Raw genomic sequence first — 10,525 nt, forward strand, 5'->3', positions numbered from 1 at the left:
GATAGAGCTGCGCGAGGCCGAACATGTCGGCGCGATGCACGATCAGCGTGTTGGCATTGGGAATGTCGAGGCCGGACTCCACGATCGTGGTCGACAAGAGGATGTCGTATTTGCCGTCGTAGAACGCGGACATGATGTCCTCGATCATGGTCGGAGTCATCTGGCCGTGGGCGACGGCGACCTTCATCTCCGGCACGTTCTTGTCGAGGAAGTCTTTTACCGACCCAAGGTCCTCGATCCGCGGCACGACATAGAAGGCCTGGCCGCCGCGATAGCGTTCGCGGAGGAGCGCCTCGCGGATCATCAGGGGATCATGCGGGGCGACGAAGGTGCGCACCGCGAGGCGGTCGACCGGCGCGGAGGCGATGATCGAGAGTTCGCGCACCCCGGTCAGCGCGAGCTGCAGCGTGCGCGGGATCGGGGTTGCGCTCAGCGTCAGCACGTGCACCGCGGCGCGCAGCTGCTTCAGCCGCTCCTTGTGGCTGACGCCAAAATGCTGCTCCTCATCGACGATCAGCAGGCCGAGATCGTGGAATTTTATGGACTTGCCGAGCAGCGCATGGGTGCCGACCACGATGTCGATGCCACCGTCGGCGAGCCCCTTCTTGACCTCCTTGAGCTGCTTCGGCGCGATCAGCCGCGAGGCCTGCGCGACATTGACGGGAAAGCCCCGAAAGCGCTCGGTGAAGGTTTTTGCGTGCTGGCGGGCCAGCAGCGTTGTGGGCACCACCACGGCGACCTGCTTGCCGTCGAGCGCAACCGCGAACGCCGCGCGCAGCGCCACCTCGGTCTTGCCAAAACCGACGTCGCCGCAGATCAGCCGGTCCATCGGGCGGCCGATCTCCAGATCCTTCAACGTCGCCTGGATCGCGGTGAGCTGGTCTTCGGTCTCCTCATAGGGGAAGGGGGCGCAGAACTCGTCATAGAGGCCCGCCTGCACCGGCAGTTTTGGCGCCTCGTGCAGATGGCGCTCGGCCGCGATCTTGATCAGCTCGCCGGCGATCTCGCGGATCCGGTTCTTCAGCTTGGCCTTGCGGGTCTGCCAGCCGGTGCCGCCGAGCCTGTCGAGCTCGACATCGGTCTGATCGGAGCCGTAGCGCGACAACAGCTCGATGTTCTCGACCGGCAGGAACAGTTTTGTCTCGGCGGCATAATGCAGTTCGAGACAGTCATGCGGCGCACCCGCGACGTCGAGCGTCTGCAGGCCGACGAAACGGCCGATGCCGTGCTCGACATGGACGACGATGTCGCCGGCGGCGAGGCTCGTCACCTCGGAGATGAAATTGTCGAGCTTACGGGTTGCCCTGCGCGGCCGCACCAGGCGGTCGCCCAGGATGTCCTGCTCGCTGATGACTGCGACATCGCCGGTCTCAAAGCCCGCTTCCATGCCGAGCACGGCGAGCATCGTCTCGTTGCGCGGGGTGGCCTGCACCATGCGCCAAGAGTTGACGCTCGTGACATGGGAGAGCTTGTGATCTCCCAGCATGCTCGCCATGCGGTCGCGCGAGCCCTCACTCCACAGCGCGATCACGACCTTCTTGCGCTCGGCCTGCAGCGCGCGCACATGCGCGACGACGGCCTCGAACACGTTGACGGCGGCATCGTTGCGCTCCGGTGCAAAATTGCGCCCCTGCCTCGCGCCGGCATCGACGACGGCAGCACCGGCCGGCACGGAAAACGCGGTCAGCCGCGCCAGCGGCGCATCCGCGAGGCGCTGCGTCCATTGCTGTTCGCTGAGATAGAGCCGGTCGGGCGGCAGGGGTTTGTAGATCGCGCCGCTGCCGGGATGCTCCAGCGCCTCGCGCCGCGCCTCGTAGTAGTCCTTGATCTGCTTGAGGCGTTCGCGCGCCGCATCCTCAGCTTGTGGCTCGATCACGACGGGCGCCTCGCCGAGATAATCGAACAGCGTGTCCATCCGCTCCAGAAACAGCGGCAGCCAATGCTCCATGCCGGGATGGCGGCGGCCTTCGCTGACGGCCTCATAGAGCGCATCGTCCAGCCCGGGGGTGCCGAACTCTGCGACATAGCCCATCCGGAAGCGGCGAATGCTCTCGGTAACGAGCTGGAACTCCGAGACCGGCACGAGGTCGAGCGAGCGCATGTCGAGCATGGTGCGCTGGGTCTCGGCATCGAAGGAGCGGATCGATTCCAGGCTGTCGCCAAAAAAGTCGAAGCGGACCGGCAGGTCGAGGCCAGCGGGAAACAGGTCGAGAATGCCGCCTCGGACAGCGTATTCGCCCGCTTCCCGCACGGTGGAGGAGCGCAGATAGCCGTGGTGTTCGAGCCAGGCGACGACGGAATCCATCGGCACCACATGGCCGGGCGCGACCGAGAGTGCCTGTGCGGCGACGATGTCGCGCGCCGGCACGCGCTGAACCGCGGCGTTGACGGTCGTCAGCACGATCATCGGCTTGTCGCTGCCGGCCAGCCGCGCGAGCCGCGCCAGCGTGGTCATGCGCTGCGCCAGAATGCCGCCATGTGGCGAGACGCGGTCATAGGGCTGGCAATCCCAGGCCGGAAACTCCAGCACCGGCAAATCGGGGGCGAAGAAGGAAAGCGCGCGCGCCAGCTGCTGCATGCGCGGCCCGTCACGGCAGATCACGGCAAGGCTGATCGCCGGCCGCTTCGGCCGTACCGCGATTGCACGCGCCAGATCGGAAATGATGAGGCCCTCGGCCCCCTCGGCGACGTTCGAGAAGGTCACGGGCCGGCCCGCCGCCAGGAGCTCGGCGGGTGATCGCACGGTCGGTTTCATACGCCCTCACCTGCCCCGCGGAACGACCTGATGCGTTCGAACAGGGCCCCATTCCACGGCGCCATCGCCGGCCGATCACCGGTCAGTGCGGCATAGAGATCCGGGTCGGGCACCTCGATCAGGCGTTCGAGCTCATCCAGCTCGTCATCGGCAAGCGTCGCAATCTCGGCGTCCGCGAATCGGCCGAGAATGAGATCCATTTCCCGCGTGCCGCGATGCCAGCAGCGAAACAACAGCCGCTTGCGCCGGGCATCGAGGCCGTCGCTCGATCGTGTCGTCCCCGTCATATCCCAAAAATTCCAGTCCAACGCCGAAAGCCCGGACGTGCCGGGCGGCGTTCATATAGCGGTCGGGACCAAAGATGTCAGCCCTTTCCTTGGCCCCATGATCCACAATGCGCTGCCGCCACGGGGCTTGACCGGACCGACCAGCGCCCTTTGATGGATGAATGCGCAAGCCGCGCCCTGGTTCATTCCCGACTTTCACTCGAACTGTCGCGGCGAGCGAAGAGATTTTGGATGCGCCCCGCTCTGCTCAATCCGCTGTTTGCGCAGGTCACGAGCCTCTCCGGCATCGGGCCCAAGCAGGAGAAGCTGCTGCGCTATCTGCTCGGGCGGGATGACACGCCGCGTCTCGTCGACCTGTTGTTGCATCTGCCGACCAGCGTGATCGACCGCCGCGCCCAGCCAAAGATCCGCGATGCCGTGCCGGGAACCGTTGTGACGCTGAAGGTCACTATCGATCGCCACCGGCCGGCCCCGCCGCGCAACAGGCGCGCGCCCTTCCTGGTCTATGCCAGCGACGAGACCGGCGACCTCGTCCTGACCTATTTTCGCAACCCGCCCGGCATGGTCGAGAAACTGCTGCCGGTGGGCGCCACGCGCTACGTCTCGGGCACCCTGCAGATGTATGACGGCACGCCGCAGATCGTTCATCCCGACCGTGTCGTCGACGAGGCGGGCTTTGCCAAACTGTCCGGCATCGATCCGGTCTACCCCCTGACCGAGGGGCTCGCGCTCGGTGCGCTGAAGCGGGCGATCGCCCTCGCGCTGCAGAAGTTGCCCGATTTGCCGGAATGGATCAGCGCGGAGGTGATGCGCCGCTGCGGCTTTCCGACGATGGCGGAGGCGCTCCATCGCGTTCATCAGCCGCTCGAGCTGACCGATGTTCTTCCCGATGGGCCATTCTGGTCGCGACTCGCCTTTGATGAATTGCTGGCCGGGCAATTGGCGCTGGCGCTGATCCGCGCCCAGCTCCGCCGCCCGGCCGGCAACCGCCATGACGGCGACGGCCATTTGCGCAAACGCGTCATCGATGCGCTGCCCTATGCGCTGACCATGTCGCAGCGGCAAGCGCTTGCCGCCATTGCCGAGGATCTGCGCCAGCCGGTGCGAATGTTGCGGCTGCTGCAGGGCGATGTCGGCTCGGGCAAGACGGTCGTGGCGCTGCTTGCGGCGGCAGCCGTTATAGAAGCCGGCAAGCAGGCGGCATTGATGGCGCCGACCGAAATCCTCGCCCGGCAGCACGTCAAGACCATCGCGCCGCTCGCCGAGGCTGCCGGCCTGCGGGTCGCGATTCTCACCGGCCGCGAGAAGGGCCGGGAAAGGCGCGACATCCTGGCGCAACTCGAACAAGGCGAGATCGACCTGCTGGTCGGCACCCACGCGCTGATCCAGGACGACGTCGCCTTCAAGGCGCTCGCGCTCGCGATCGTCGACGAGCAGCACCGCTTTGGCGTGCGCGAGCGGCTGGCCCTGACCGGCAAGGGCGAAGCCGTCGACGTCCTGGTCCTGAGCGCCACGCCGATCCCGCGCACGTTGGTGCTGACCTATTTTGGCGACATGGACGTCTCGGAACTGCGGGAAAAGCCGGCCGGGCGGCAGCCCATCGATACCCGTGCGGTACCGGCCAGCCGACTGAGCGAGGTGATGGACGCGGTCGGGCGGGCGCTCTCCGCCGGCGCGCTGGTCTACTGGATCTGTCCCCTGGTCGATGAATCCGAAGCCGAAGGCACCGGCCACCTGACCAACGCCACCGAGCGCTTCGAGAGCCTGCAAAAACGGTTTGGCGATCGCGTCGGCCTGGTGCACGGCCAGATGAAGGGGGCGGAGAAGGACCGCGTGATGGCGCAATTCGCCGCCCATGAGATCGGCCTCCTGGTGGCGACCACGGTCGTCGAGGTCGGCGTCGACGTCCCCGCGGCCACCATCATGGTGATCGAGAATGCCGAGCGGTTCGGCCTCGCCCAGTTACACCAGCTTCGTGGGCGCATCGGCCGTGGGTCGGAGGCCTCGACCTGCCTCCTGCTCTATCATGAACCGCTCGGCGAGATGTCAAAGGCACGGCTTAAGGTGATCCGGGAGACCACCGATGGCTTCCGCATCGCGGAGGAGGACCTGAAGCTGCGCGGCGAAGGCGATGTTTTGGGCGTTCGGCAGAGCGGGCTTCCCGGCTATCGCATCGCGCGCTCCGACGTCCATGCCCAGCTGATTGCGCAGGCGCGCGACGAGGCGCTGCACATCATGAAGGAGAACCCGAAGCTCGGGGGACCGCGCGGAGCGGCGCTGCGCTGCCTGCTGTACCTCTACGAGCGCGACGAGGCGATCCCGTTCCTCAGCGCGGGATGAGCGGCATCCGGCCTACCCTTGCAAAGACTGCTGACAGAATCTGGCACGAGCAGGCCGTATCGTCCGCAAACGATACCGATTCCGCCGCCGAAAGGACCGCCGATGCCGAAAGCTCAAGCTCTTGCCCCCACTTCTCTCGTCCCGAAATGCTGGGTTGCGGTAGCCTCGGCCGAGCATGTGCGCATCGGCCGGACGCACGGTTTCATGCAGGTGTGCCACGGCAAGGGCACGCCGCTACGTCGGATATCGCCAGGCGACTGGATCGTCTACTATTCACCGACTGAGACTTTCGGCAGCAATGACCGCCTGCAGGCTTTTACCGCGATCGGCGTGGTCAAATCAGGAGATCCCTACCGGGCCGATATGGACGGCTTTCGGCCATTCCGCCGCGATGTCCGCTGGATCAACGCTGCGGAAGCGCCGATCCGCCCGTTGCTCGACGCCCTCTCGTTTTCCGCTGACAACAGGAACTGGGGCTACCAGTTGCGCCTTGGCCTGTTCGAGATCGAACGGCGAGACATGCGCCGGATCGCCCGCGCGATGAACGCGAGCGTACTGCCCGTGGAGGAACTGCTGGTAGCGCGGGTCGCGTAATACGGATCGAATTTCCCGCGTGTGGTTTTTCAGGTACCAATTTTGCAGCGCGAAACGGAGCAACGGAGCGGCGACTTGCAGAAGACGTCGCGGCGCTGCGTTTCACTCCACCTTCGCGGGCGCCGGCTGCAGCGGCGGCGTGCCAGTGGCGCCGCGAGCTGCGTTCGCCATTCCGGCGAGCGCCGCGATCTTCTTCTGCGAATCGGACCCGGGCTGCACCACACCGGCGGACATGATCAGGGTCGCCGCATCCTCGGCGCTCATCTCGACCTCGATGATCTTGCTCTTCGGCACGTAGAAGAAGAAACCGGTGGTCGGGTTAGGGGCGCAGGGCAGGAACACGGAAATATGCTCCTCCTCGCCGGGCAGGCGGCGTGCCACCTCCGGGCTCGGCTGCTGCGAGATCAGCACGATCGACCACATCCCTGGGGACGGGAACTCGACCAGGCCGACCCGGCGGAAGCTCGATCCATTGCCCGAGAACAGCGTCTCGAACACCTGCTTCAGCCCGCGATAGATCGCGCGGACGGCGGGAATCCGTCCCAAAATTTTTTCGCCGAGATCGACCAGTGTCCGCCCGATCAGGTTGGCGGTGAGAAAACCGAGCAGCGTTAGCGCGATCACGGCAACGATCAGGCCCGATCCGGGCAGGCCGAATGGCAGATAGGTTTCCGGCCGATAGGCGATGGGAACGAAGGGCCGCACCAGCCCATCCACCCAGGTCACAAACCACCAGGTCAGGTAAAAGGTGATCGCGATCGGGCCCGCGACCACGAGTCCGGTCAAAAAATAGTTCCGGATGCGGGCCATGATCCCGCCGTGGTGCGGTTCCGGTGGCGTTTCGGCCGGGGGAATGGTCGGCGGCGGCAGATTGTCGTCGCGGGCGCTCATGCGGGTTCCAGGTCGAGGGCAGCACTATCAGCTAGGATGTTCTAGCAGATTTTTGAAGGGGGCGAGGTGACCAAGCGTCGCCCTACTGCCCAATCGTCGACCCGCCTACTCGACAGTCACCGATTTCGCGAGGTTGCGCGGCTGATCGACGTCAGTTCCCATGATGACGGCGGCATGATAGGCCAGAAGCTGCACCGGGACGGCATAGACCATGGGCGTAAAGGTCGCGGCCATGTCGGGCATCACGATCGTCACCAGCGAGTTGACGGTTGCCTCGGCCGCCCCTTTGGCGTCGGTCATCAGGATGATGTTGCCGCCGCGTGCCGCCACTTCCTGCATATTTGAGACGGTTTTTTCGAAAACCCGGTCGAACGGCGCGATCACCACGACCGGCATGGTCTCATCGATCAGCGCGATCGGCCCGTGCTTGAGCTCGCCGGCGGCATAACCCTCGGCATGGATGTAAGAGATCTCCTTCAGCTTCAGCGCGCCTTCGAGCGCGAGCGGATAGCTGGTGCCGCGGCCGAGATAAAGCACGTCCTTCGACTTGGCGATGTCACGCGCGAGCTTCTCGATCTGCGGTTCGGTCGCCAGCGCCGCGGTCATCAGGCGCGGAATCTCGATCAGCCCGCGCACGAGCCTGCTCTCGTCCTCGGCCGAAATCTCGCCGCGCGCCTTGCCGGCGGCAACCGCGAGCGCCGCCAGCACCATCAGCTGGCAGCTGAAGGCCTTGGTCGAAGCCACGCCGATCTCGGGACCGGCGAGCGTCGGCAGCACGGTTTCGCTCTCGCGCGCAATCGTCGAGGTCGGCACGTTGACGACCGACAGCGTGTGGCAGCCTTCCGCCTTGGCATAGCGCAGTGCGGCCAGTGTGTCCGCGGTCTCCCCGGATTGCGAGATGAAGATCGCAAGATCGCCCTTCCGCAGCGGTGCCTCGCGGTAGCGGAACTCGGAGGCCACATCGAGTTCGACCGGCACGCGGGCAAGCCGCTCGAACCAATACTTGGCGACATAGCCGGCGTAACTCGCCGTACCGCAGGCGGTGATCGAGATGCGCTGAATGTCTTTGAAATCGAACGGCAGGCTGATCGGCAGCGCCACGCGCTCGGTCGCCATGTCGACATAGCGCGCGAGCGTGTGGCCCACGACTTCCGGCTGCTCGTGGATTTCCTTGGCCATGAAGTGGCGGTAGTTGGCCTTGTCGACCAGCGAAGCCGATGCGGCATGCCGGATCGCGTCGCGATGCACCACCGCGTTGGTCTTGTCGTAGATGGTGGCGCCATCATGGGTCAGCACGACCCAGTCGCCATCCTCCAGATAACTCACCGTATCGGTGAACGGTCCGAGCGCGATGGAGTCCGAGCCGAGATACATCTCACCCTCGCCGTAGCCGATCGCAAGCGGCGGACCGTTGCGCGCGCCGATCATCAGATCATCATCGCCGGCGAAGATGAAGCCCAGCGCGAACGCGCCGCGCAATTGCGATAGCGCTGTCCGTACCGCATCCACAGGCCTAAAACCCTGCGACAAAAGCCTGTCGACCAGATGCAGCACCGTCTCGGTGTCGGTCTCGGTCTTGAAGACCGCGCCCTGCTCCTCGAGTTGCTCGCGCAGTTCGCGAAAATTCTCGATGATGCCATTGTGGACGAGGGCGACGCGCTCGGTCGCATGCGGATGCGCATTGCCTTCGGTCGGCTTGCCGTGCGTAGCCCAGCGCGTGTGCCCGATGCCGGTATGGCCCGACAGCGGTTCGCCGCGCAGCCGCGCTTCCAGGTTCTTCAATTTGCCTTCGGCGCGACGTCGCGCCAGATGACCGCCTTCGAGCGTCGCCACGCCGGCGGAATCATAGCCGCGATATTCAAGGCGCTTCAGCGAATCGACGAGTTGCTCTGCGACCGGGCTGCGCCCGAGAATGCCGACAATGCCGCACATGCGGATCGCTATCTCCCGAAATCGTCGAAAAGAACCTTAAAATGATCGTTGTTTCTTAAGCGAGAAATAGCGGGAAATGCTGGTGCCCAGATACTCAATAATTATTGCCGATTGCGACAGGGTTAAGCCCGTCGCCAGATACCCTTCGGTGGTAATCCTACATTGCCTTTTGCCGGATGGGTTCTTAACGCGTGGTCAATGCTTTTCCGCTCTGATGGACGGTCAAGGAGAACGCCGTGAAGAATTCGCGTTCACGTGACAGCAGAGGTTTCTCGTCGCTGTATGTCCGCGCAAGCGAGACCGCGGGTACGCATCTCGCGCATTGGCCGCCACCGCGCTACGAACGGGAGGCTACGCCGATGCGCATCAAGCATGACGCAGGCGAACCCGCGAAGCGCGCGAAGCCGCGCGGCTGGCGCCTGACGCGCGCCTTCTTCTCCGAGTTCGCCGACGAGGAGAGCTAGAGGCACGAGTTCCGCATCACCTGCGGTACTGCTCGTCACTGACCTTGTCCATCCAATCGACGCTCTTGCCATCGAGCGCCTCCTGGATCGCGATGTGCGTCAGCGCCGTGGTTGGTGTTGCGCCGTGCCAGTGCTTGAGGCCCGGCGGAAACCACACCACGTCGCCCGGCCGTACCTCTTCGATCGGCCCGCCATCGCGCTGCACCCAGCCGAAACCCGATGTGATGAGCAAGGTCTGGCCGAGCGGATGCGTGTGCCAGGCGGTTCGCGCGCCGGGTTCGAAGGTCACGCAAGCCGCACCGGCACGCGCCGGCGCGGGCGCCTGAAACAGCGGGTCGATCCGCACTGAGCCGGTGAACCATTCCTGCGGTCCCGGACGTGATGGCTGCGAGCCGTTTTGTTTGATCTCCATGTTCACCTCCTTTGGTCCTGCTGGGTTTTGGGCGAACGTCCAATCTGCACCCGCTAGCGCGGGTAAGACTCCAGCAATAAGCGGGTTCCTGCGCGTGATCACCTTGCGTAGTCTCGGGCGCATCAGAGCGGATCGTAGCCCGGCTTCTTGTAGATCGTTTGCATCTTGCCGAGGATGTCCGGTCTGTACACCTGTTCGGCCCAATCCCGCGGTTCGACGTCTTCGATTGCCACGGACACGGACTCTTCTCCCGACTTGAGTGTGCTCGTCACGGCCTTGGTGACGGCTTCCGCGAGTGCGTTCTTCTGCTGCTCGGATCTTCCCGAATGGAGTTTTACGATAACGTGCGGCATGATTTTTCCTTCCTTCAAAGCGGTCACTCCCCGATGCGACCAGAGCAAGAGCAACCATCGCCCTTGCGATGAGTTTCATTGCGCCTTCAATGCTTTGATGAGCCAGACCGCGACGCCGGCGGCGCCGAGCACGACGGTCGCGCTCGCGAGCAACACCGACCCCGGGCCGGCGCCGGAGCCGATCAGACCGAGCAAGGGGCTTGCCACGCCGAGCACGAGATCGAGGCGGGCGGTGTAGGCGGCGACCGCGAGCCCGCAATTGTCCAGCGGAGCGCGGCGGACCGCTTCGACGCCGAAGCCGGGATACACCAGCGCGTAAGCGAGGCCGAGCCGCCGTCAGCCCTCGCCGGCATTCTCCCTGCTCGTCGATGCGCTGCGCTACCGGCGCAAATGACTGCCGGAGACGGGACGCGCGACCCTTCTGCCAGCCTAGTGGGACAGTTGTTCTGCAAGGAAATCTCGCATTGCCCGGACCGAACGCGTGGCGGCGTCTTCGT

At 64.9% G+C, this 10,525-nt stretch carries 10 protein-coding genes; 3 read left to right on the plus strand and 7 right to left on the minus strand.

The window, feature by feature from the left end; genetic code table 11:
* A partial coding sequence (locus JOZ76_RS20150; RefSeq protein WP_291701127.1) for a transcription-repair coupling factor occupies positions 1-2,755 on the minus strand: 2,755 nt, incomplete at its 3' end.
* The gene (locus JOZ76_RS20155; RefSeq protein ID WP_291701129.1) at positions 2,752-3,042 is read right to left on the minus strand and encodes an FAD assembly factor SdhE; all 291 of its coding nucleotides are present in this window, start codon (positions 3,040-3,042) and stop codon (positions 2,752-2,754) included. The genes JOZ76_RS20150 and JOZ76_RS20155, both read right to left, overlap by 4 nt.
* 231 nt (positions 3,043-3,273) lie before the next feature.
* Here JOZ76_RS20155 and recG point away from each other — a divergent pair, with 231 nt between their 5' ends.
* Together recG and JOZ76_RS20165 are read left to right on the plus strand one after the other, a co-directional pair.
* Complete coding sequence (gene recG / locus JOZ76_RS20160) at positions 3,274-5,382, plus strand: ATP-dependent DNA helicase RecG (RefSeq protein ID WP_291701131.1); 2,109 nt, start codon at positions 3,274-3,276, stop codon at positions 5,380-5,382.
* Positions 5,383-5,484: 102 nt separating this feature from the next.
* Complete coding sequence (locus JOZ76_RS20165; RefSeq protein ID WP_291701132.1) at positions 5,485-5,976, plus strand: EVE domain-containing protein; 492 nt, start codon at positions 5,485-5,487, stop codon at positions 5,974-5,976.
* 102 nt (positions 5,977-6,078) lie between these two features.
* On the opposite strand, the gene JOZ76_RS20170 is transcribed toward JOZ76_RS20165, so the two are convergent.
* Both JOZ76_RS20170 and glmS read right to left on the minus strand, forming a co-directional pair.
* Complete coding sequence (locus JOZ76_RS20170) at positions 6,079-6,867, minus strand: DUF502 domain-containing protein (RefSeq protein ID WP_291701134.1); 789 nt, start codon at positions 6,865-6,867, stop codon at positions 6,079-6,081.
* Between the two features lie 105 nt (positions 6,868-6,972).
* Positions 6,973-8,799, minus strand: a complete 1,827-nt coding sequence (gene glmS, locus JOZ76_RS20175; protein WP_291701136.1) for a glutamine--fructose-6-phosphate transaminase (isomerizing) — start codon at positions 8,797-8,799, stop codon at positions 6,973-6,975.
* A 236-nt stretch (positions 8,800-9,035) separates the two neighbouring features.
* Here glmS and JOZ76_RS20180 point away from each other — a divergent pair, with 236 nt between their 5' ends.
* On the plus strand, positions 9,036-9,263 hold the full coding sequence (locus tag JOZ76_RS20180; protein ID WP_291701137.1) for a hypothetical protein: 228 nt from the start codon (positions 9,036-9,038) through the stop codon (positions 9,261-9,263).
* 16 nt (positions 9,264-9,279) lie between these two features.
* Here JOZ76_RS20180 and JOZ76_RS20185 read toward each other — a convergent pair whose 3' ends face one another.
* The 3 genes from JOZ76_RS20185 to JOZ76_RS20195 form a co-directional block, all read right to left on the minus strand.
* Entirely contained in the window at positions 9,280-9,675 is a 396-nt protein-coding gene (locus JOZ76_RS20185; protein ID WP_291701139.1) for a (R)-mandelonitrile lyase, read from the minus strand.
* A 122-nt stretch (positions 9,676-9,797) separates the two neighbouring features.
* Positions 9,798-10,028, minus strand: a complete 231-nt coding sequence (locus tag JOZ76_RS20190) for a tautomerase family protein (protein WP_291701141.1) — start codon at positions 10,026-10,028, stop codon at positions 9,798-9,800.
* A 75-nt stretch (positions 10,029-10,103) separates the two neighbouring features.
* On the minus strand, positions 10,104-10,337 hold the full coding sequence (locus JOZ76_RS20195; protein ID WP_291701143.1) for a hypothetical protein: 234 nt from the start codon (positions 10,335-10,337) through the stop codon (positions 10,104-10,106).
* Positions 10,338-10,525 lie beyond the last annotated feature (188 nt).

This window comes from Bradyrhizobium sp., from assembly GCF_019244115.1.
Classification (GTDB): Bacteria; Pseudomonadota; Alphaproteobacteria; order Rhizobiales; family Xanthobacteraceae; genus Bradyrhizobium.